Source organism: Prosthecobacter sp. SYSU 5D2 (genome assembly GCF_039655865.1).
GTDB lineage: Bacteria > Verrucomicrobiota > Verrucomicrobiia > Verrucomicrobiales > Verrucomicrobiaceae > Prosthecobacter.
Genome location: NZ_JBBYXL010000006.1, coordinates 264909 through 287474 on the forward strand (window position 1 = coordinate 264909; position 22566 = coordinate 287474).

At 58.6% G+C, this 22566-nt stretch carries 20 protein-coding genes; 6 read left to right on the plus strand and 14 right to left on the minus strand.

All coding sequences use genetic code 11. From position 1 onward, the window contains the following. The first annotated feature begins 6 nt into the window (after positions 1–6). The 3 genes from WJU23_RS12095 (at position 7) to WJU23_RS12105 (ending at position 3981) form a co-directional block, all read left to right on the plus strand. On the plus strand, positions 7–558 hold the full coding sequence (locus tag WJU23_RS12095) for a hypothetical protein (protein ID WP_346332832.1): 552 nt from the start codon (positions 7–9) through the stop codon (positions 556–558). A 12-nt stretch (positions 559–570) separates the two neighbouring features. Then, the gene (locus WJU23_RS12100; RefSeq protein WP_346332833.1) at positions 571–1218 is read left to right on the plus strand and encodes a hypothetical protein; all 648 of its coding nucleotides are present in this window, start codon (positions 571–573) and stop codon (positions 1216–1218) included. Between the two features lie 102 nt (positions 1219–1320). Beyond that, positions 1321–3981: a secretin N-terminal domain-containing protein gene (locus WJU23_RS12105; RefSeq protein WP_346332834.1), complete on the plus strand. Its 2661-nt coding sequence runs from the start codon at positions 1321–1323 to the stop codon at positions 3979–3981. Between the two features lie 16 nt (positions 3982–3997). On the opposite strand, the gene WJU23_RS12110 is transcribed toward WJU23_RS12105, so the two are convergent. From WJU23_RS12110 to WJU23_RS12125, 4 genes are all read right to left on the minus strand, one after another. Further along, a complete protein-coding gene (locus WJU23_RS12110) occupies positions 3998–4234 on the minus strand; it encodes a hypothetical protein (RefSeq protein ID WP_346332835.1) in 237 nt (78 codons plus the stop codon). 50 nt (positions 4235–4284) lie between these two features. Further along, positions 4285–7011 carry a DEAD/DEAH box helicase gene (locus WJU23_RS12115; protein WP_346332836.1) on the minus strand — a complete coding sequence of 909 codons (2727 nt, stop codon included), beginning with the start codon at positions 7009–7011 and terminating at the stop codon, positions 4285–4287. A gap of 93 nt (positions 7012–7104) precedes the next feature. Continuing rightward, positions 7105–7812, minus strand: coding sequence for an outer membrane lipoprotein-sorting protein (locus WJU23_RS12120; RefSeq protein WP_346332837.1), 708 nt, complete (start codon positions 7810–7812; stop codon positions 7105–7107). Between the two features lie 97 nt (positions 7813–7909). Then, positions 7910–9283 carry a sigma-54 dependent transcriptional regulator gene (locus tag WJU23_RS12125; RefSeq protein WP_346332838.1) on the minus strand — a complete coding sequence of 458 codons (1374 nt, stop codon included), beginning with the start codon at positions 9281–9283 and terminating at the stop codon, positions 7910–7912. Between the two features lie 300 nt (positions 9284–9583). On the opposite strand from WJU23_RS12125, the gene WJU23_RS12130 reads away from it, so the two are divergent. Beyond that, complete coding sequence (locus WJU23_RS12130; RefSeq protein ID WP_346332839.1) at positions 9584–10333, plus strand: hypothetical protein; 750 nt, start codon at positions 9584–9586, stop codon at positions 10331–10333. A gap of 27 nt (positions 10334–10360) precedes the next feature. Here the strand turns inward: WJU23_RS12130 and aroB are convergent, their stop codons facing one another. Both aroB and miaA read right to left on the minus strand, forming a co-directional pair. Further along, the gene (gene aroB / locus WJU23_RS12135; RefSeq protein ID WP_346332840.1) at positions 10361–11461 is read right to left on the minus strand and encodes a 3-dehydroquinate synthase; all 1101 of its coding nucleotides are present in this window, start codon (positions 11459–11461) and stop codon (positions 10361–10363) included. Then, complete coding sequence (gene miaA, locus WJU23_RS12140; protein WP_346332841.1) at positions 11416–12360, minus strand: tRNA (adenosine(37)-N6)-dimethylallyltransferase MiaA; 945 nt, start codon at positions 12358–12360, stop codon at positions 11416–11418. Before miaA ends, aroB begins: the two co-directional genes overlap by 46 nt. 33 nt (positions 12361–12393) lie before the next feature. Between miaA and WJU23_RS12145 the strand changes: the two genes are divergently transcribed. After that, positions 12394–13305, plus strand: coding sequence for a TlpA disulfide reductase family protein (locus WJU23_RS12145; protein ID WP_346332842.1), 912 nt, complete (start codon positions 12394–12396; stop codon positions 13303–13305). Positions 13306–13329: 24 nt separating this feature from the next. On the opposite strand, the gene WJU23_RS12150 is transcribed toward WJU23_RS12145, so the two are convergent. The 8 genes from WJU23_RS12150 to WJU23_RS12185 form a co-directional block, all read right to left on the minus strand. Continuing rightward, positions 13330–14661, minus strand: coding sequence for a TolC family protein (locus WJU23_RS12150; RefSeq protein WP_346332843.1), 1332 nt, complete (start codon positions 14659–14661; stop codon positions 13330–13332). Between the two features lie 77 nt (positions 14662–14738). Further along, entirely contained in the window at positions 14739–15737 is a 999-nt protein-coding gene (locus WJU23_RS12155; protein WP_346332844.1) for an efflux RND transporter periplasmic adaptor subunit, read from the minus strand. A gap of 73 nt (positions 15738–15810) precedes the next feature. Then, complete coding sequence (locus WJU23_RS12160) at positions 15811–18969, minus strand: efflux RND transporter permease subunit (protein WP_346332845.1); 3159 nt, start codon at positions 18967–18969, stop codon at positions 15811–15813. Positions 18970–19138: 169 nt separating this feature from the next. Next, positions 19139–19534 carry a TSUP family transporter gene (locus WJU23_RS12165; RefSeq protein WP_346332846.1) on the minus strand — a complete coding sequence of 132 codons (396 nt, stop codon included), beginning with the start codon at positions 19532–19534 and terminating at the stop codon, positions 19139–19141. Then, positions 19531–19911 carry a TSUP family transporter gene (locus tag WJU23_RS12170; protein ID WP_346332847.1) on the minus strand — a complete coding sequence of 127 codons (381 nt, stop codon included), beginning with the start codon at positions 19909–19911 and terminating at the stop codon, positions 19531–19533. Before WJU23_RS12170 ends, WJU23_RS12165 begins: the two co-directional genes overlap by 4 nt. A 12-nt stretch (positions 19912–19923) precedes the next feature. Beyond that, the gene (locus WJU23_RS12175; protein ID WP_346332848.1) at positions 19924–20370 is read right to left on the minus strand and encodes a DoxX family protein; all 447 of its coding nucleotides are present in this window, start codon (positions 20368–20370) and stop codon (positions 19924–19926) included. Positions 20371–20613: 243 nt separating this feature from the next. Next, entirely contained in the window at positions 20614–21039 is a 426-nt protein-coding gene (locus tag WJU23_RS12180) for a GTP pyrophosphokinase (protein ID WP_346332849.1), read from the minus strand. An 81-nt stretch (positions 21040–21120) separates the two neighbouring features. Further along, positions 21121–21882: a PH domain-containing protein gene (locus WJU23_RS12185; RefSeq protein WP_346332850.1), complete on the minus strand. Its 762-nt coding sequence runs from the start codon at positions 21880–21882 to the stop codon at positions 21121–21123. 98 nt (positions 21883–21980) lie between these two features. On the opposite strand from WJU23_RS12185, the gene WJU23_RS12190 reads away from it, so the two are divergent. Next, complete coding sequence (locus tag WJU23_RS12190) at positions 21981–22499, plus strand: very short patch repair endonuclease (RefSeq protein WP_346332851.1); 519 nt, start codon at positions 21981–21983, stop codon at positions 22497–22499. Positions 22500–22566: the final 67 nt, after the last annotated feature.

Sequence of the window (22566 nt, forward strand, 5' to 3'; positions counted from 1 at the left end):
ACCCCCATGGCTCAAAAACTGACACCCCGTGAAAAGAACCTCCTGCTCGGCTGTGTGGGCGTGCTGGTCTTCATGGTCTTCGCCGTCTTTGTGAATGACTTCCTGCAACGGCGCAGCACCGCGCTGCAAAAGATCGCCACCTTGCAGGCCCAAAAAAATGAAAACGCCACCTGGATGGCTGACCGTGAGTTTTGGGAAAAACGCCGCAACTGGCTGGTGGAAAAAATGCCCACCACGGAAAGCCTGGGCCGGGCCCAGGGCCAGCTTTTGGAGGATCTGCAAAACCAGGCATTGGAATATGGCATCACCGCCGAGCAGCCCACCCTGCCACCCCTGGCTGCGCCGAACGAAAACTTCCGGGAAGTGACTGTCTCCATGCGTCTGCGTGGAGACCAGATCACCGTGCTGCGCTGGCTCTCCACCATGCAGTCGCCGGAAAAGTTCCAGGCCATCCGGCTGCTGGACATCGAGATAGACACCCGCTCACGGGAAGTCACCCCACAAGTCGTGTGCAACCTGACCGTCGCACGGTGGTTTAAACCTGAAACCGGCCTTTAACCCACCCAGCCCATGAAGACTTCCCTGCCCCTTGCCATTTTTCTTTTGCTGCCCGCAGCGGCATTGATGGCGGCTGATCCTGATCCTGATCTGCCGCAACCTTTTGATGCAGCGCGGCTCACCCCGGTGGTGGCAAGTTCGCCCTTCACCCGCATGGTGAACATGTCGGACAACCTGGTGCTGACTGGCATCGCCTATATTGACGGGAAGCCGGTGGCCACGGTCTTTAACATGGAGACCAAGCAGTCCCACATCGTCAGCTCGGAGCCCAATTTCCAGGGCTGGACGCTGCAAGAGGCCATGCCGGCCCCGGACATCACCCGCAGCCAGGCACGCATTACTATCGGTGGAGAGGTGGTCAGCGTGCGCTATGCTGCACTGAATGCCAAGGACATGAAGAGCGACGGCAAGTCCTCCGAGCGCAGTGACCGCGGCGGCCCGTCGGGTGGAGAACGCTTCCGGGGCAGTTCCCGGGGGCCTTCGGAAGAGGACCGCAAGCGCTATGAAGCCCTGTCAGAAAAGGGGCGCGAAAAATTGCGAGAAACCCTCCGCGCGAAATTCAGCGATGAAAAATTCCGCAATGCTCCCGAAGAGGAGCGGAGGAACATCATTCGCAAGGAGGTGGAGCGCATCGAAAAAGAGGACAAAGGCGGCAAGTGACCGCTGCCACCTCTCCTCTCACACCCCTACCCTTTTCCCAGCCACCCCATTTTCATGTTCCTCTCCCGGCTCCGCCCCCACCCGCTTCTTACCTTGAGTGCCATGCTGATTTCCGCAGGGCCAGTTCTCAGCCAGGAGGCAGCCCCGGCTCCGGCTCCCCCGGCAGAAAATACGCCGGCGGATCCAGCACCGCCCGCACCTGCTCCCGAGGGCAGCGGTGAACGGACCGGACCACCAACTGAGGGCGGCATGGGTCCTGGTGGCAGATTTCCAGGCGGCCCGGGAGGCCCCGGCTTTGGTGGCCGCAGACGTCCCGGTGAAGGCGGTCCAGGCTTTGGCGGCACCGCAGCAGGTGCCCCTGGTGCTCCAGGCATGGGACCTGGCGGCAGCAATATCCAGAGCACACTGGCGCAGACCATACGCATGGAGGGTGACCGCATCGTCCTCCAATTTCCCAATAATCCCGTGGCGGACATGCTGAGCATCTATGAGCTGCTGACCAATGTTACGCTGATCAAGGACACGAACATCTTCAATGACGGAGCTCCAGTCAGCCTGGCCACTCCGAGAGCGGTGAGCAAAGAGGAAGCCGTGAAGCTCATTGAGGCGACTCTTCTGACCAATGGTTATGCCATCGTCATGGAGGCGGATGGCAAAAGTGCGCGCATTCTTCCAGCACGTAACCAGAGCGCCAACGCAGTGCAATTTTCTCATGGCGTACGCTTTTATACATCAGCCCTGGACCTGCCGATGGGGGAGACCATCGTGACTTATTTCATGAAGCTGGATTTCCTGGACCCGGAAGAGGCGGCGGCCATGTTCTCCGGCCATGTGGGCCTGAGCGTCTATGGCCGCATCACCCCGGTGCTGACGCCACCCGGCCTGCTGCTGACGGAAAGCAGCACGGTCATCAAGCAGCTCATCAGCATCCGCGAGGCCATTGATGTGGGGGATTCAGGCTCGGCGTTGGTCACCAAATTCATCCCGGTGGAATACGCCGAGGCGGCCACCATTGCCCAGATCATCCAGGCCACGCTGACTGCCCAGGCGCAGGAGAAGGAGACCAAGGGCATCAATACCATCCGGGGCAGTGCGGCCAGCGATGGGCGCAACCGGGAGGAAAGGCGTGAAGAACCACGCTCACCGTCTTCCAACAACAGCGGCAATAACAATTCAGGAAATCCGGGCAATGCCCAGATGGCAATGCCATCTGCCCAGGTGGTGGCGGATACGCGGCTGAATCAGATCCTGGTGGTCTCCTCCCCGGAGGACTATGCCTACATCGCCAGTCTGATCTCCGAATTCGACAAACCGCTGCAGGTGGATGCCCCTTATGAACGCAAACTTCGTTATGCCGCTGCGGTGGATGTGCTCAGTGCCATCACTGATCTGCTGCAAGACACCAATACCGGCACCACGCAACTCCCAGGGGGCGGCACCATCCAGCAACAACGTTCCCAGCCGCTGGCCAGCAGCAGCCAGCTTCTGACTGGACGCACCACCACCGGGACGCGCGGCGGCCAGGTCCTGACCACCAGCGGTGCCACGGGTGCCGATGACACCGCCACCGGCGGCAGTGCCTCACGGGCAGACCTGATCCAGGGTCCCAGTGAGGACAATGCGCCGATCTCCGTGCTGGTGGGCAAAACCCGCGTGGTGGCCGATCCGATGGCCAATTCCATCCTGGTCATGGGCCGCAAGGAGGCGATTGACAAAGTCAACGGGCTCCTGGACGTGCTGGACCGCAAGCCCTCACAGGTTTACCTTTCCACCGTCATCGGCCAGCTCACTTTGGGCGACGAATTCCAATTTGGCATTGATTACCTCAGCGCTTTAACAAATAAAAACGGCACCAACTTCAGCAGCAGCAACATTAATTCCCGCCAGGACATCCTGGGCAACACGGCCAACCGCGCCATCGGAGACCTGCGCAACAATGTGATCAGCAATGCCTTCGGTCCCGCAGCGGGCCTGAACGTCTATGGTGCCATCGGCGACAGCCTGGACATCTTTGTGACAGCGCTGGAAACGACCAACCGTTTCAAGGTACTTTCGCGACCGAGCGTCTTTGCCCTGAACAATAAAAAAGCCACCATCACCTCCGGCCAGCTCATCCCCGTGCCGGTCCAGTCGGTGGTCAATACCAACAACATCGGCAATGGCAACAATGTCACGACCAACATCGAATATCGCGATGTGGTGCTAAAGCTGGAAGTGGTGCCGCTCATCAACGTGGACGGCGAGGTGACCCTGACCATCGCCCAGGTGAACGACACGGTCATTGGCACGCAGCTTGTGGAGCCCAACCTCATCCCGATCATCGGCACGGAACAGATCGTGACCTCGGTGACGGTGCCGGACCGAAACACCATTGTCCTGGGCGGCCTCATCTCCGAAAAGACTGACAAGGCGACAGGCGGAGTGCCCTTCCTGAGCCGCATCCCCGGCGTGGGGAACCTGTTCAAGGATACCAAAGACAACAGCACCCGCAGCGAGCTGATCATCTTCATCCAGCCGCAAGTGGTGACGGACAATGTCGGGCTGCGCAGCACATCATTAGGCGAAGACGCACGCACCCAGGTGGGGGCCGATGCCGCCGCGCGCTTCCCTGAAAGTGTGGATGTGGATAGCGCCCGCATCCTTCATGACAAAGAAGTCATGGACCTTGAGGCCCAAGCCCAGGGCGGATTTTTTTCCCGCATGTTCCGCCGCAACCCAGCGCCCCGCGCAGTGACAAATCCACCGCCAGGAGTGCGCAGGTAGAAAGGCAGCCCCCGCCTTATTGGACACCTTCCGGCACCTGGCCGACAAGGCGGGGCTCCAGGCCAATGTTGGTGAACACTTCCATGATGTCCTTTAAGGAAATCTGGGCAGGCTCATCCAGTTCAAAATAGACCAGATCATGATGGGCATCCACCTTGTAACGGACATGCGGTTGCATGTCCATCTGGCCGCGCAGTTCCAGCAGTCTTGACTCCGCACGGAGCCCACGGGCATACACTTCGATTTCGATCATCGCGCTGTTTTAGCGAAAACAGTTGGGGACGGCCAGCAAAAAGGTTGGCCTTATGAGGCTTCCAGCAGCCGCTGGATGTCGTCCTGGGTCAGGCGCAGTTTTTCCGTGCGACCGGACAAGAGTCCTTCGATCAGAGCGGCCTTGGTCTTTTGCATGCCGACGATGCGCTCCTCGATGGTGCCCTGGCAGATCAGCTTATGAATGAAGACCGGCTTGGTCTGGCCGATGCGGTGTGCCCGGTCGCTGGCCTGTGCCTCGGCGGCCGGGTTCCACCAGGGATCATAGTGGATGACGGTATCCGCCGTGGTGAGATTCAACCCGGAGCCGCCGGCCTTCAGGCTGATGAGAAAGACCGGCACCTCCCCGGCCTGGAAACGGCGCATGGGCGTCTCCCTGTCCTTGGTCTCGCCGGTCAGTTTGACAAAGGGAATCCTGGCTTCCTTCAACTGCTCTTCAATGATGGCCAGCATCTGGGTGAACTGGGAAAAAATGAGGACCCGGTGTCCTTCATCAATCAACTCCGGCAACAGGTCTTCCATGAGGAAAGCGGTCTTGGCAGATTCCGCGAGCTTTTGTGCCGCTTCCATCTTCAGGAGCTGCGGGTGGCAGCAGACCTGGCGCAATTTTAACAGGGCATCCAGAACGATGATCTGGCTGCGGTCCAGCCCCTGGGCGTGAATGGCCTCCTTCACCCGCTGGTCCATGGCGGCGCGAATGGTCTCATAAAGGTCCGACTGCGCCTTGCCCAGCTCAATGGTGTGCAAGATTTCGGTCTTGGGCGGCAGATCCTTGGCCACCGCACTTTTGGTTCGGCGCAGGAGCAGCGGCTGCAGCCTGGAAGCCAGTTGCTGCTGGCGCTCGGAGTCACCATCCCTTTCGATAGGAGTGCGGTAAAAGCTGCGAAAGCCCTCCGCATCCCCCAGAATGCCGGGCATGAGGAACTGGAAGAGGCTCCACAGCTCTCCGAGGTGGTTTTCCACAGGCGTTCCGGTCAGACAGAGACGATGGCGGCTTTTAAGCGTGCCGCAGACCTGGGCCACCTTGCTCTTTGGGTTCTTGATGTGCTGGGCCTCATCCAGGACCACCAGATGCCAGTCCACCGCCCCCAGCACATCCGCATCCCGGACCAGCAGCGGATAGGAGGTAATGATTAAATCATATTTGCCAATGCGGCGGAATTCGCTGCGGCGCTCCTCCCCGTGGAGCAGCAGCACACGCAGCAGAGGGGTGAATTTGGCCGCCTCGCGCGCCCAGTTTCTCAGCACGGAGGTGGGTGCCAGGATGAGGCAGGGGCGGTCCATGCGCCCGGATTCCTTTTCCAAAAGCAGGTGGGCCAGCGTCTGCACAGTCTTGCCCAGACCCATGTCATCCGCCAGCACCCCATGCAGGCCAAATGCCCGCAGGAACTGCAGCCAGCTCAGGCCCTCCTGCTGATAGGGACGCAGGGAGGCGCGCAAACTGGCAGGAGGCTGCACTACAGACAGGGAGGTAAAGGCCTGCAGCCGCTCCTTCAGCACCGCCAGCTCTGCCGGTACACGGATGGGCAGCCCGTCCAGACTGGCGAGCTGGGCAGCGCGCAGCTTGTCCAGTTGCAGGCGGCCGTTCTTCTGTGCGGGACGGGTGGCCAGAAGTTCATCCAAAAAGCGCAGCAGCACCAGCAGACGCCGTGCAGGTACGGCCAGCACAGGATTTCCGGGCCCCGGAAGGGCGATGAGATAATTTTGATCCAGGTTCTGCTCCAGCAGGGCCGTTGTCAGCCCACGGTCAATGCAATCCACCAGCAGCGGGACAAGGGAGATGCGTTCCCCTTTGACATCCACGCCCAGATCCAGGGAAAAGCTGTCACGCCCATGAATATCATCCTCCAGCTCAGTGAACCAGGCGTCTTCACCCGTTTCATGGATGCTAAAACCAAAGTCCTCCGCCAGTTCCACCTCCCAGCCTTCACTCCGCAGCAAGGGGACGTAATCCCGCAAAAAGGTGGACCAATGCAAGGAATGCTCACGCTCGTCCATGGTGAACAAGGGCCCGGCTGGTTCCGTGAGGCGTGCGTCTGGCAGGGCCTGCGTAAGCGGCAGCAAACGGGTCTGGATGAGATCAGACAGGAAAAGACGTTCCAGCCTGGGGTTTCGGGTCAGCGCCCAAGTCCGCCCGTCGCCGTCTTTCCAACGGGCACCGGCGTTGCGCCCTGGCAGTTGAAAGCGCTGACTACATCCTTCATAGCTGATAAAAAGCTCTGCAATGCCGATGCTCAACTGCACCTGGGCGAGCTGGCTGCGGCCAATTTTTACCTGCGGACGCTCCACCGTGATGCGGCGCAGGCGCAGATGCGGCCGGGGGCTGTCGTTGGCCAGTTGCTCCGCATCATCCGCACCGCTCGCCGTGCCGCCATGGGCATCCTCCCCCACAGTAGCCAAACCAGGCCGAGCCATGCGCTCGATCAATTCACGGTTGGCCTGCACGTCACAGACCAGCATGAAGGCGGCGGCATGCTCACACAGGGCACCGGCATGGCAGGTGCACTCCGTCGTCACGCACATGTCGCCGTTGGCGGCCAGGCGCAGGCGCAGACGCGGCTCTTCGTGCGTCAGGTCACTGCGGCCCACAGCCCCTGCCAGCTCCAGCTCCAGCGGATTGATCAAAGTCACCGTTTTGATCTTTGTGTGCAGCTTTGTCCAGCGCGCTGCGGACTCAATCTGCTGGCGCTTGAACAGCCACATCCAGGACTTGCGGCGCACTTGGGACCAAAGCTGGGCAAAGGGAAACGGTTCGGACACGGGACAGTCTGGCTTACCGTGCCAGAGGGCTGTGCCAAGCAGTTTTATGAAAAATCAGGAAGGTGCCTGTGCTGACTTCGTCAGCCAGTTTCCTCACTGTTTTTCCGGCTTGTCCATGGTCATGTAAGTCATCCCTTTGGTATCACCATTGAGGGGGTTGAAGGATTGCACCCTCATCTCACGCAAGGCGCTTGCCTCACCGACTTTCCAGACTTTCAGCACCTCAAACCGCTTCACCATTTTCCCGGCGGCATTGTAGGCCTCCATCTTGGCGACCCCGCCGCTGTCCTGATGCACCCAAAGGTCCACGGTGTAGTAAGCGCCCTTGGTATCCGGTGCCGTCACACGGATGAGCCAGCACTTCACGCGGGCAGCCGTGATGCGGGCATTGGCATCCAGCAGTTTGACGTTTTTCCAGTACAGGAAACGCTGGGACAGGTCTTCATAATTGAAATCCATGCCGCGCACGGACTTGCTTGCATTGCTCATCGGGACCTGACTGCTGCCGCCGGGTTTCACTTCCCAAAGGGTCGCAGGCACAGTCGTCAGATCCAAGTGGACGATCTCCGGCGGCGGATTGGTAAAGCGGAAGCGCATCACTGATTTTGTCAGCGTCAGTTCCAGGGGCTCTTCCTTCCCGGTTTCCCGGTCTCGGAGCTTGCCTGTCATCCTGTGATCCTGCATGGCGTAGCTGCGCCGGACCAGTCCCAAAATCTCCTCGGCGGTGGGGGTGGCATCAGACTGGGCCTGGCTGAGGGTGGACAGGGAGACAAGGGTGGCAAGAAGGAGACGGCGTTTCATGGATAAGTTCTGACTTTAGACACCCGGCCGGGGTCTTTCATTCAATCGTCCTTCCCACAGCCTATGGCTGTGGAAGCGGGAAAATCCGGCATCAGGACTACGCCGTGGTCTTTCGGTCCACATTGAGACCCATCTTGCGGTACAGAGTGGCGATGCTGACGCCGAGCATGGAAGCCGTTTTTTCGCGAGAGCCATTGTTGTATTTAAGCGTTTCCTGAATGAACAGGCGCTCCTGGCCGCGGATGAAATCATCCAGCGTGGACCCAATGGGAAGCTGTGTGGTGCCACCGGAAACCGATGAAGTCGGCACTTCCACCTGCTGGGTGACCTTCGCTGGCAGGTCTGCCGGACGGATACGGTCATTCTCAGCAAAGGCGCAGGCGCGCTCGACAGCGTTTCTCAGCTCGGAAATGTTCCCTGGCCATGGATACTTTTCCAGAAACTCCAGCGCGTACGTATCCAGGGCCTTGGATCTCGAATCAGTGCGGTCTGCGAGTTCCTTGAGGAAATGATCCACCAGCGGTTTGATGTCCTCACGACGATCCCGCAGCGGCGGGATTTTCAGAGGAACGACGGACAGCTTGTAGTAGAGGTCTTCACGGAATGTGCCTTTTTGGGAGGCGTCCTCCAGACAGATGGTGGTGCTGACGACGAGCCGGAAGTCCGCCACGCTGTTACCGCTCCAGGCACTGCGCCGGGACTGCATTTCATCCAGGAATGTGTTCAACTGGGCCTGGATGCGGGCAGGCAGCACGTGCACTTCCGCCAAATGAACCGTGCCGCCGCTGGCACGGCTAAAAATGCCTCCCTGGCCGTTGGTATGTCCAAAAAGCTCAGCTTCCAGAGCTTCTTCAGGCATGGCGCTGCACTGCAGCTCTTTGAAGGGTGCCGTGCTCCGGCGGCTGGCTTCATGCAAAGCGCGCGCAACCATGTGCTTACCTACGCCAAACTCCCCTTCCAAAAGCACGGGGCTGTCATTATCCGCAACCCGTCGGACAATCTCAAAGATGCGCTGAATGGCTTCGCTATGGCCGATCAATTTTGAGGATGCAGGGCTGCGCACGCTGGCAGTGCTGCTGAGAGAGGTTGATACCTGGCTTCCGTTCTGACTGTTGCGGTTCAAGGCCTGATTGACCGTTTTAATCAGGTCTCCCAAATCGAAGGGCTTGGTCAGATAATCAAAGGCCCCCAGCCTCATCGCCTCCACAGCAGTCTCCACGGTGCCATGCCCGGTCACCATGATGACAGCCGTGCTCGGAAACTGCTCTTTGCACATGCTTACCAAGTCCAGGCCGTTGACATCGCCGATCCGCAGATCCACGATCACCAGGTCCGGTTGCTGGCTGCGTATCGCCGCCATGCCGTCAATACCCGTGGTGCAACCAAATACTGTATGGCCGGCCGCACGGCACAGCTTGCTCATCAGCTCAAGGATGGCAGCCTCGTCGTCAATGATTACCAGTTTGGCCATAAATAGTTATAAATTGAGAGTCAAATTTGATTATTAAATATGCTAAATGTACTATTGAAAGCCGTCAATGGTCATTCATTTAGCATGATAAGAATATCAGTATTTCTTTTCGTTGGCATCTTTTAAAAACAAAAAAAGTGGGGAATACCTGCCAAGGTCTTCAGATTTTCAACTCGACCTCCTGTCAGACGTTTAGAAGTTCCTGATTTTCATAAGACGACAGGCTTTTAGCTGAAATTATTGCATGTCACACAGTATGTCTTGCGAGTTGGTTTATGACCTGCTTCCATTCCGCCTTTGATGGCCAGTCCCACCGAACACCAAATCTATGTCTTCGCCACCTCGTTGATGGCGGCATTCTTCGTAGCCGCCATGGTCCGCCTTTGGCTCCTGCGCCGCGTGGAAGAAAAGCTCCTTAAAAACAAAGAAGCTCTCGAAAAGCAGATCGTCCTTCAACAGAAGGATCTGCTGACAGTGCGCCAGGAATCCAATGCCTGGCGCATGGAGATGCAGCGTCAGTTTGATCTCTTCCGGCACATGGCCAGCGATCAGCTTGGCGTGGAAGAAAAGCGGTTTAACGAACTCCTGGCCAAGTCCACCAGGCGTGAGTACGAACTCCAAACCGCTTTGGACATCGCCAAGCAGATGTGCAGTGAACTGCCTGCTGCAAAGGCACGCATTTTGTACTTGGAATCTCACCAGAGCGCTCCGACCCCGCCTCCTCCCCCTTCCGGGAGTGATGAAGACGGCGGCATGCCATCATCTCCTGTCACCCCGATGCCGGATCTAAGCGGCGGCGGGGCCTCGCTGCCTTCCCGTTTCATTCCGGCGGCACCGCCAGCACCGGCAGAGCAGCCATCCAATGAAAACATGATTTTTGTCGATCAGGACAAGTTTACCCAACTGGAAGAAAAGCTGGCTGAGGCCGAAAAAAAAAACGCCTTTCTCTGGGTGGCTTTGACGACAACCCGGCGGTCACGTTTGCGGCCTAGCTCACTGGTTCGGCGTCCCTCACCCAAAAAGTGGGCTTTGGCAGCAGCAGGAAGGTGATTTTGCAGAGACTTTCGCAATCCGGCTTCACTTCCGGATCTCATCCACAGCAGCGACCAGATCGTGTTCGGTTAAGTCTGAACTCACGTAGGCATCCCCGAGGTTGGGGAGAAGGACAAAGCGGATTTTACCGGTCTCGAATTTTTTGTCCATGCGTGTGATGCGCAGCAGTTCCGCCGTATCGAAGCCGTCAGGAAGACGCGTTGGCAGGTCAAATTTTTGTAGCAGGGCCAGAATGCGTGCAGCGTCTGCCTTCGGGAGTCCGGCATGTTTGACCGAAAGCCACAGTGCCGCCCGCAGACCCAAGGAGATGGCCTCCCCGTGTAGAAGGACTCCGTAGCCTGCGGCCGCCTCCACGGCATGGCCAAGCGTGTGGCCAAAATTCAACAGCGCACGCAGCCCTAGGGTTTCGTATTCATCCGCCTCCACAATCGCCGCTTTGATCGCGATATTGCGCCGGATCAGTTCCGCCACATCCCCTGCCCCGTCAGCCACGGCATCAATCGCGTCCAGCATGGAGGCATCGCGAATGCAGGCATGTTTGATGATCTCGGCAAAACCCTCGTTCCATTCCCGCTTATGCAGCGAATCCAGCGTGGCCACATCCGCAACCACATGCAGCGGCTGATGGAAGGCGCCTACCATGTTTTTGGCATCGGGAAGATTCACCCCCGTCTTGCCACCGACGCTGCTGTCCACCTGGCTAAGCACAGTCGTCGGCACTTGCATGTAAGGAATGCCCCGTTGAAAAATGCTGGCACAAAACCCCCCCAGGTCCCCGATCACTCCGCCGCCCAAGGCAACGACAAAACTTTTGCGGTCCAGGCCAGCCCGAACCATCTCCCCGCAGACGGTTTGTGCGCAAAGCAAAGATTTGCTGGCCTCCCCGGCTGGGACCGTGATGAGATGCGCCGCGATGCCGACCTCACGCAGGCTCTGCAGCACGGTGTCTGCATAGAGGGGGGCCACGTTGGAATCGGTGATGACGGCGCAGCTTTTCCGCCCGCCCATTTTCGCGGTCACTGCTTCGCCAATGCCAGCCAGGATTCCGCTGCCCACCTGCACCGTGTAGCTGCGGGGGCCTAAATTGACGGCGACGGACTGGATGGCAGTGGGGGTGGCAGGCATGGAAAGTGATCAGAAAGGATTTCGAGCAGGGACTCTGCCGTGGACTCGGGATTCAGGCAAATCGTTTGCAGCCAGGTCTCACGCCGAAACCATGTGCCCTGCCGCTTGGCATAGCGGCGGGTGTTTTGCTGCATCTGCTCCGTGGCCGCCTCCAGGGTCATCTCCCCGCGCAGGTGCGCCTGCATCTCCCGCAGCCCGATGGCTTTCTGCGCGGTGATGCCCAGCTCCGGCAGGGCGGATACCTCCGCAAGCAGACCTTGCTCCAGCATGATGTGAACGCGCCTGTTGATGCGGTCATAAAGCACGTCCCGCTCCCATTGCAAAAGCACCCCTGCCCCGGCAGGCTCCGTTTGCGCAAAGGTCTGTCTCAGGGCCGATTGCGGCTGCCCGGTCAGCAGGCAGATCTCCAGGGCGCGGCTCACATATCTAGGATTGGCCAGCGGCACGTTCTGAGCCGCCTGCGGGTCCAGTTTTAACAGCATCTCCCTCGCCTCTTCCGCAGCCATTGCCACCACGCGTGCCCGGAGTTCTGGGTCCGTCGGCGGCAGCGGAGCCAAGCCATGGGACAGTGCTTTGATGTACAAGCCAGAGCCTCCCACCACGATGGGCAGCTTTCCCCGAGCCATGATGTCTGCGATGACAGGCAGAGCCATGTCACGGTACCTTTGGGCATCGCAGGCCTCCGTCAGCGGCAAGACGCCGTAGAGGTGATGTGGCAGCGTTTGGAAATCCTTTTTACCCGGTTTCGCCGTCAAAAGGTCCATGCCGCGATAGAGCTGAAAAGCATCCGCGTTCACAATCTCACCGTCCCACTTCTGCGCCAAAGCCACCGCCAACGCCGATTTCCCGCTGGCCGTGGGGCCGACGATGAAAAAGGGCTTACAAATCCGTCTCGACATATCCCCACCTAGCTGACGTATCCTATTCTGTCCATGAAACCCCTTCGCCCATTCCTCATCGCTGCCCTCCTGACCGCCAGCCTTCACGCCCAGGAGACCGCTCAAAGTCCTCAGGAACTGATGCAGCGCCTGTTTGATCCCAAGGCCAGCGGCGATGAACTGCTGGAAACCACCAAAAAAGCCGGCATGGCAGGCATCCCACGCCAGCAGATCATTGAGGCCAAACTCGTCTGGGGCCTGCGCAACCAGGACGCCGAATGGCTGGGAAAAATCCTCCCGGAGCTGGAAGTCCTGGCCGAAAACTTCGACCGCACCCAGTCCGCAGGCCTGAAGTCTGCTGATGAAATCCGTTCCTTCATCGCCTATTCCAAAGCTCTCCAGGCCCAGGCGAAAAACGATGATGCCGAATTTAAACAGCAAATTCTAGAAGCCATCTGGCTGAACCCCGGCCAGGCTCAGATTTTCACCCAGGTCATCGAAAAAAAACGCATTGAGGCCAAGATGGCCAGCCTCAAAGTGGACCTCGGCCAGGTCATCACCACTCATGATGGCGAGGCCACCACCCTGGCGGATCAGCTTGGCGATAAAAAAGCCCTCCTGGTGGACTTCTGGGCCTCCTGGTGCGGCCCCTGCATGCAGCTCATGCCCGAGCTCAAAAAGAAAGCCTCCGAACTGTCCAAGCACGGCATCGTCGTCGCCGGCATGAACAAAGATGACAAAGACGCCCAGGCCGTCACTGCCAAGCTGCATGATGAGCTTAGCATCGAGTTCCCGTGGCTTATCGAGCCGGCCGAGCGTCCATTCACCAAGCTGCTGGAAATCGAAAGCATCCCCCGCATGGTGCTCATCGCCCCCAACGGGCAGATCCTCTTCAACGGCCACCCCCAGGATCCTGCCTTGTGGGTCGCCCTTCAAAAGGTGAATCCGGACATCAAAGCTCCTTGAGGCCAGTCAAAAGAATGGCCGTGTTTACTTCCCCACCGCCCGTTTCAGTTCGTGCTGGGCTTTGTTAAAGTCCGTCACAGACTTCACCCGCCCCTGGCGGGCACGGGTCAGTTCCTCACGGGCTAACAAATATTCCAACACGACACCGAGCTGGCTGGCCTGGCGGTCTTTGGCCAGTTTAACCATCTCTTCCGCAGCGCCCACCGCTTCGTCATTGATGCCGAGCTGATCCTTCGCGGATTGAGCCCTCAGCACGGCCTCCACCACTTCCCTGCCGATGGCCGCCTTGACCTGGTTTGCCTGAAGAGCGATGCCCTGCTCACGCGCATCGGCGATCTTCTGCCGCTGCCGGTCGAACAACCCACCGGGGCCGATCTTCCAGCCAAGACCGACGAAAAAGTCCTGCTGGTCATCGAAGTTGCCAAACTCTCCGGCAAAACCGCCGCCAAGACCGCCGACACTGTAGCCAGCCTGCACGCTGGGGATCATGGGCGCAATGCGGGTGCGATCACTTTCCAAAGCCGCTGCTGTGTGGGCTGCACCTGTGGCCCTGAGTTCCGGACGATTTTGGTTGGCCTGCGAAATCAGCGTCGCCACGCCTGATGTGCTCATGAGTGAGACTGGCACCAGATCCGACTTGGCTGGCCTCAACGCCGTATCTGGTGACAGCCGTAAAATTTCCGCCAGTGCCGCAGCCGCCATATCACGCCGCTCCTGAACCTGCCTCACGGCTATTTTGGCCCGGCTCACCTGCGTGGTCACCCGCAGCAAATCCGCCCGGAAAGCTGTACCTGCATCCACCGCACCGGTCAGTTGTTTTTCATAGTCCTGGGTCAGCCGCAGATCATCCTCGATCACCGCCATGTCCGCCTCGGCTGCCAGCAGATCATAGTATCGCTCAATCGCGTCCTGAACAATGTCACGACGGGTTTTTTCCGCCAGGTGCTCAGCAGCCAGGGCTTTTTGTTTGGCGGCGAGGGCGCTGTAATAGATGTCCCCTGGCGACCAGTCAATCATCACTCCAGTGCCCACGGTGTACTGCTGCTTGCGTGCGTTGAAAACGGCTCCTCCGATGTCCTGCACATTTCCCTCATGCCCGCGGTATCCGGCATTCAGCGAAAGCGTGGGCCAGAAGCGCTGCCAGGCCTGCTTGCTCTCCGCGATGGTCTCCACATGCCTCACCCGCGCCTGCTCGATCTCATCATTATTGGCTCCTGCCAGTTTCATGACCGTCGTCAGATTAACATGCATCGGAGCCGCCGAAAGCAGGCCCCCGGTACAGATAAACATCAGGGCCAGATGTCCCAGACCGAGGGTCGGGTTCCGGAACAAGGGACTTTTGGAAAAAACATTCATGCAAAAATGGCAGGCTAAGATCTAACAAATAGTTTGTCACAAACTCGGAAATGGGTCATTCATTCCTTCAAAAGGGATCATTTCACCGTCACATCCTGCCCGTCTGCCAGCACCACAGTGCCAGGAAGCAAGATCACATCTTCAGGTTTCAGCTCTGGCAGTTCCACATTCACGCCATCGTTGAATCCAGGCTTCACTGCGGTCTTCACCGCCTTGCCATTGACATGTTTGAAGACAAAGCTGGCGGCCTTCTCCTTCACCAGACCAGCCACCGGGATGATGGTTGCATCATCATGCTGCTCCACGGCGAGACGCGCCGTCACATACAGGCCGGGCTTCATGCGGCCATCTTCATTTTTGAGGTCTGCTTCCACAATAAGGGTCCTCGTCGCTTCATCCAGTCCGCCGGAAATGCGGCTGATGCTGCCCTTCACCACACTGCCTGCCAGGGCTTCAGCCTTCACTTCCACCTGCTGACCCACCTTTAGAAAACCTGTTTCCAGTTCAATCACCGGCACCCGCATGCGCAGCGTGTTTGTGTCCATAATGTGCAGCAGGGTTTCGCCACCGGCAGCAGCATAAGCACCTGGATCCACATTGCGGGCAGTGACCACACCTGCAAAGGGTGCCTTGATCTGGGCAAAATCCAGCAGCGTCATTGCCTCCTGCATGCCAGCTTTTGCGATGGCTAGCTTGGCCTCCGCATCATCCACTGCCTGGGGAAGAATCAGGTCAGGAGACTTCTTGCGGGCTTCATGCAGACGCTTCACTTCGATGTCCGCTGCGGTCACTTCCGCACGGCGGCTGATGATTCCGGCTTCCAGCTCGGGCACTTCAATTTCGATGAGCTGCTGTCCGGCAGAGACCGTGTCTCCCAGATCTACAGAAACGCTTTTCACATACCCTGCCACCCGTGCTTTCAGCGCCACCTGCTGCCAAGGTGCCAGGCTGGCAGGAAGGCTGATCCAGCGGTGAATGGTGCCTTTTTGCGGCTTGGTTGCGGGGAGCTCCACAGCTAGCACGTTGGGAGCGAGCGGCATCAACAGGAGGGCGGTGAGGATATAAACAGGATTCACAAGATTTCAGGATTAACAAGATTTGCGGAACGAAAAAGGCGGTGTGAGGAATGGGGCTGAATAGGGCTCGTCATCAGACAGCATGAGCTTCAAAAAAAGCGCCTTCCTCATCATCGGGATCCAGCGAGGCGGAGGTCGGTTTTTTGCTGGCAAACATGGCAAAGACTGCGGGCAGGACCAGCAGGGTGGCCACCGTGGCCAGGGCCAGACCGCCCACCACGGCACGGCCCAAGGGAGCGGACTGCGCGCCGCCTTCGCCCAGGCCCAGGGCCAGCGGCATCATCCCGGCGATCATGGCAAAGCTGGTCATCAAAATCGGCCGCAGACGGCTGACCGCACCCTCCACCGCGCCCAGGCGACGGTCTCCGTGATGGCTGATGCGGGAACGGTCTGCAAAGGTGACAAGCAAGATCGCGTTCGCCACCGCCACACCCACGGCCATGATGGACCCCATCGCGGACTGGATGTTCACAGTCGTCCCGGTAAAGAACAACGCCAGCACCACCCCGGCGATGACCGCCGGCATGGTGGAGATGACGACCAATGCAAGCCGCAGGGACTGGAAGTTGGCGCACAGCAGCAAAAAGATCACCACAATGGCAATGACCAGGCCGCTGCTGAATCCTTCATATAGCTGGTTATACGGGATCACCTGTCCGCGCACATCCACCCGTGTCTTGCCATCCGGCGCCGGGCCCAGCTCTGCCAGCAGTTTGTTCACCGCCTTGATGGCGCTGCCAAAATCAGTATCCACCACGTTGGCGGTCACGCTGACAATCCGCACCAGGTTATAGCGCTCATAGGTTCCCACCGCCGTCCCCTTTTCAATCTTCGCCAGATTCCGCAGCAAGACCGGCGTGCCGGTTTTGGAGGTCACCGTCATGTTGCCCAAGTCCTCGATGGACTGGGTGCGCTCCTCAGGAATCTGCACCTGCACGTTGAAACTGATACCGCTGCCCGGGTCCGCCCAAAACACCGGGGCCGTGAAACGGCTTGAGGTTGTCGCCGCGACGAGGGAGCGCGTGACATCTTCCACATCCACCCCCAGCAATCCCGCCCGCTCACGATCAATCTGCACATTCACCGTCGGTGCATCCAGCGTCTGGGCGATCTGCACATCGCGCATGAAAGGCAGCTCTTTCAGTCTGGCCATGATCTTCTCCGCATGCTCCTTGCTGGCAGGCAGGCTGGGCCCGCTCACCGCAATCTCCACAGGAGTTGGCGAGCCAAAACTCATCACACGGCTGACAATATCCTGCGGCTCAAACGACAGCCGGACATCTGGCAGATCCCGGGCAAAGATGCCGCGCAGTTTTTCCTGAAAAGCTTCCACCTCCACTCCCGCTTCCGGTTTGAGCTGCACCGCCAGCCAGCCCTCCTCCGGACCTCCGTTCCAGAGATGCACCAGGTTCACCGGGAAGCTGGAGTTATGCACGCCCACCATGCCAATGGTCATGTCCACCTTGTCCTCGCCGCCTGCTTCATCCGCGATGGTTTTGAGGATCTGCTGGGCGATCTTTTCCGTGATGCCCACCTGCGTGCCGCTCGGTGCACGAAAACGGATGGCAAACTGGCCGCTGTCCGTCTTCGGAAAAATCTCGGTCCCCAGAAACGGGCCAAAGCTCATGATGATGAGCACCGCCCCAGCCAGGTAGCCTGGCACCAAAATCCAGCGGATGGCCACCGCCCCCTTCACCAACCCCTGGTAGGCACGGCCAAAGAAACTCAGACGGTTCTCCTCATGCTTTGCATTCTTGGGCAGAAACCACACCGACAGCACTGGCACCAGGGTGCTGGAAAGAATGAAGCTGGCGAACATCGCAAACCCCACGGCCAGGGCCAGCGGCACGAACAAAGCCTTTGCCGCGCCCTCCATAAAGAAGGCTGGAATGAACACCGCCAAAATGCAAAGCATGGCCAGCAAGCGCGGCAGAGTCGTCTCCAGCGTACCGTCCAATGCCGCGCGCGCCAGGGACTTGCCACGCCCCAGATGGGTGTGGATGTTTTCCACTGTCACTGTGGCTTCATCCACCAGGATGCCCACCGCCAGGGCCAGGCCACCGAGGGTCATGAGGTGGATGTTTTCCCCCGTGATCCACAGGCCAAAGGCCGCCGCCAGCAGGGACAGCGGGATGTTGATGATCACGATGAAGGCCGTGCGCAGATCCCGCAGGAACACCAGCACCATCAGGCCGGTGAGCACAGCCCCCAGGGCCCCTTCCTTGACCAGATCCCGGATCGTGCGGTTCACCACCGGCGTCTGGTCAAAGGCGAAGTCCACCTTGATGCCGTCCGGCAGCAGTTTCTGAAATTCAGGAATGCTCTCCCGCACCTTCTTCACCACATCCAGCGTGGAGGCCTCTGCACGTTTCGTCACCGGGAGATAAACGGTGCGCTTGCCATTGGCCAGGGCATAGGCAGTGGTCACATCCGCCCCGTCAGAAACGGTGGCCACATCCCGGATGAAGACCGCGCCCGCCTCCGTCTTCTTCAGCGGCACCGCCTCCAGGTCCTTGACATTGGAGACGATCGCATTTGTCGGCACAATCGGGTAGAGACCATCCAGGTTAATGTTTCCTGATGGACTGATGGGGTTGCCCCGCGAAATCGCCTTTACAATATCATCCGGTGATAGGCCGTAGGCTTTCATGCGGTCCGGATTCACATTCACCAAAATGGCGCGCGAGCTCCCGCCAAACGGCGGCGGTGCGGACACGCCTGGCAACGTGGCAAAGGCCGGGCGCACCCGGTTCAGCGCCTGGTCCTGCATCTGGTTCAGCGTAATATTAGGATCGTCCGTGGAAAAGACCAGATGCCCCACCGCCACACTGCCCGCATCAAAGCGCATGATGAACGGAGCCACCGTGCCGGGCGGCATGAAGGCGCGTGAGCGGTTCACCTGTGCCACCGTCTCAGACATCGCCTGGCTCATGTCCGTGCCGGGATGGAACTGCAGCTTCATGATGGAAGCTCCCTGGATGGACTTGCTCTCCACATGAGAAATATTGGCAATGTAGAGGAAATGGTACTCGTAACGGTAGGTCAGGTAGCCCTCCATCTGCAAAGGATCCATGCCTCCATACGGCTGCGCCACATAGATGGTGGGGATGCCCAGCGGTGGAAAAATGTCCCGCGTCATCCGTTGCAGACCCAGCCATGCCCCCAAGCACACGGCCACCACGGCGACAAGAACAGTCCAAGGATGACGAAGGGCGAAACGGGCTAAATTCATGCAGAACGGGAGTGAAAAAAAGCAGGTGTTAAACGAGAAGCGATTACGGACGGCGTAAAACTATTCAAGCGGATTGATCTATCACAATAAAAGAAAAAAATCAGGATCAGGTCATGAGGCTGTCGAAAAAAAGGCGGAGAAGCATGGCAACATGCTAAAGAACGGGCGCTCAAAACAAGCCGGAGATCAATCCGGCTCCCACCAGGAGCAGGAGTGCACTAACGAGCTTTTTCATCAAGCCGAACTCCATCTTCTTCAACCACCGGGCGGACAGGAATGCGCCCAGAAAAGCCGAGAGGCATACCAGCCCAATAAGCGGCCAGTCTGCCGAACGCTCTGATCGTAAAAAATCACCCGCATAGACAGGCAGCCTCGCCACATCAACCACCGCCGCCAGCACGATCCCCGTGGCAATGAACTTTTCCTTGGACAGACCCGCTTTCAACAAAAACAGACTGCGAAAAGCGTCCTGATTGCCAGAGAGTCCGCCAAAGAAGCCTGAGATAAATCCCCCCAGAGGCAGATACCGGACATCAAGCGCCATCCGCTCAAAGGCCGGGATCAACTCCAGATGACAAACAGGATGATGAGCAATCCAACGACCACCTTCACGGGCATCACAGAAATCTCCCGCCCTGCCAGGTTATATTCCAAAAGGGGCGTCATTTGCGCTAACCAGCCCAGCAACCAGGCTCCTGCCACTGCGGCCAAGATGGCAGGCACACCAAAGCGAATCACCACCTGAAAATCTGCCTTCAGGCCTAACAACCCAAGTTTGAACAAATTATTGGCGAGATGCACCACCGCACTGATGGCTATGGCGGTATCCAGCGGAAAAAACAGTGCGATGACCGGCATCAGCAGCGTTCCCAGGCCAAACCCGGAAAACAGCGTCAGGCTTGAGGCCAGAAACGCCACCAGTGCTATGACCAGGATTTCCATTGGAACCACGCCTCAGGAATCAGCTGCATCTCTGCGCTGGCGCATCCATGCATCCACTGAAAACGCTCCAGCTCCTACCAGCAGCAAAAACAGCGAGCCCATCACCACGGAAAAATCCGTACGTGCCTCGTGCGCCATCTTCCAAAAACCTTTGTTCGTGAGAATGGGTAGCTTGGTGGTCCACAGAGCCGTGAACATGATGGCCAGCAGAGGCAGCACGGTAAGGCGAGTCATGAAACCAACCAATACCAAGGCCCCGCAAATAATCTCAGATCCACCCACGAACGCAGCGAGAAGTTCCGGCTCCGGCAGACCAATCTTGGCAAACCGCCCCGCACCCACTTCCGCAGGTAAAAGGAACTTCTGGATACCTTCCGACAGAAAGACCGCACCCACCATCAGACGGATAAGCGGAATGGCCGCATGGGTTGAAACAGCAGGTAATGTTGACACCTTCATGAAGATGAAAATATCCACCCCTCTTTAAACGTCAACCGTTTACGATTTTCGTAATATAAATCGATTCAGACTGCACGTTGCAGTGAGATGAAATTCCTGGCTGTTGAAGCCCCCGGCGGTGCCCTCCGCGTTTCATGGCCCAAGATTCTAGCACACCTCACCTAATTAAGCCTCTTCCGCCTGAATTCCCGCCCCGCTTCAGGTCTTCATAGGCCATGCTGCATTCCATTCCCGCAATGATGATCACTCCTCCGCCCCCACCAGCCTCAACAACCCCTTTGCATATTTCCTCATCTGCTTCTCACTCGGCCCGTCTGCCAGATTTGAAAGCATGTCCGCAATCTTCACCTTCCTCGCCAGCGCCGATCCCGCGATCCCCTCCAGATACGCTTCATAATCCGTCCCCTCTGTCTTCGTCATCAGCACCACCACCTTCACCAGATGCGCCGGGATCCCCGCCTCCACCAGCGATTCCGCCGTAAGGCCAGAGTCCTCCAGGACATCATGCAGCCAAGCCACCACTTGCGCATCCTTGTCATCCCCCACCCGCCCCACCACTGCCCTCGGATGTTCAATGTACGGAACCACCCCGCCCCGCCGGAATTGCCCCTCATGAGCCTCAGTCGCAATCTTCTGCGCAAGCTCCAACAATGAATCCGAGATCATCATAGAAACAAGATTTCACACGCCCCCAAGCGTTCCGCAACTCCTTTGTCCCATCCACCTTGGCCTGATTTTCGGGGGCCCCCTTCAATCCTCCCTCTTACCCTGTCCTCTTTGCAACTTCCGAACCAGTTCCTTCACTGCGTGCGCCCCCCGGATATCGCGAAACTGCACTTCGATCCCCGAATTTGCCGCCGAAGAAAAATCCACTGTGCCCAGCCCCAGCAGCCCCTTCAGCCCGCTTTCATACACATCGATGCTGCGGATGTCGCAGATCCGCACCTCCTTGGAACTGCGGCCCAGGATCCCCCACACCACCTCCACCCGCTCCTCCGTCACCACATACACCCTCGTTGCCCGCGCCACCCACACAGCCATCAAAACGCCCCCTGCGCACACCCCGCTCAGCAACGCATAATCCGGCTGGATCTGCAGTAGCATCCAGGTCGTGATCCCCAGGAGGAAAACCAAAAAAAGCGACTTTCCCGCCCCAAGCCACGCTGGGTGGGAGCGATGCAGGATTAGCTCCCCCGCCAACGTGAACTGCCCCTCGTCCAGCGGCAGTTCTCCCGTATCGTCATCATCCTCTTCCCATGGCAGATCTTCCTCCATCTCCCCCGGTGCGTCCGCACGGATTTCCCTGAACATCGGCCTCTCGATCTGTGCCCCCGCCCGCGCCCTTGCCGCCCTCATATCCCCAATCACATCCCCCACTGTATGGTCCCGCCCGGTCACCGTATCTGCGCACAAATCTCCTCGCGCCAGCGACCCCCTCTCCACCAGGAGAAACAGATCCTCTTTGGACAGCAGCCCCGGAAACGCCGGATGTTCGTGCAGACGATAACGCATGTTATAAAACCGCCCCAGTCATAAAGGAATCCCCACAGAGATGCAAAAGACAAAACGACTTAGCCACGAAGGCCTGCACGTTGTAATATTGCCTCCTCATGACCGACATCTTCACCCCCGAGAAGCGCAGCGAGGTCATGGCGCGCATCCGCTCCACAGGTAACAAAGATACTGAGTTGAAACTCATGGCCGCCCTGCGGGAGGCGGACATCAAAGGCTGGCGGCGGCACGCAATCGTCAAGGTCGCCGCAGCGACAGCGGGCGGAGTGCGGACGACCTCGTCCGCATCCCCCAGAAGCAGAGCAGGTGAAAAGCCAAAAAAAACCGCCAAAATCGCTCTCAAAGTCCGTCCGGATTTCGTCTTCTGGCGCGCCCGTGTGGCCCTCTTTGTGGACGGGTGTTTCTGGCACGGCTGCCCCAGGCATGGGACCCGGCCGCGACAGAACGGGGAGTTTTGGTCAGCCAAAATCCTCCGCAACCAAGCGCGAGATCGCAAAGTCAGTCGTGTACTGCGCAGGGATGGCTGGTCGGTCCTGCGCATCTGGGAATGCACCCTGACTCCCCGCCGCATCATCGCCACCCTGGCGCGGGTGAAACGCGCCTTGGAGAGAAAATGAGAGGCAGTCGCGATAACTCGATGGCCATGGGCAAACGAGTGGCAGTCGGTTCCAGGAATCATTGGTG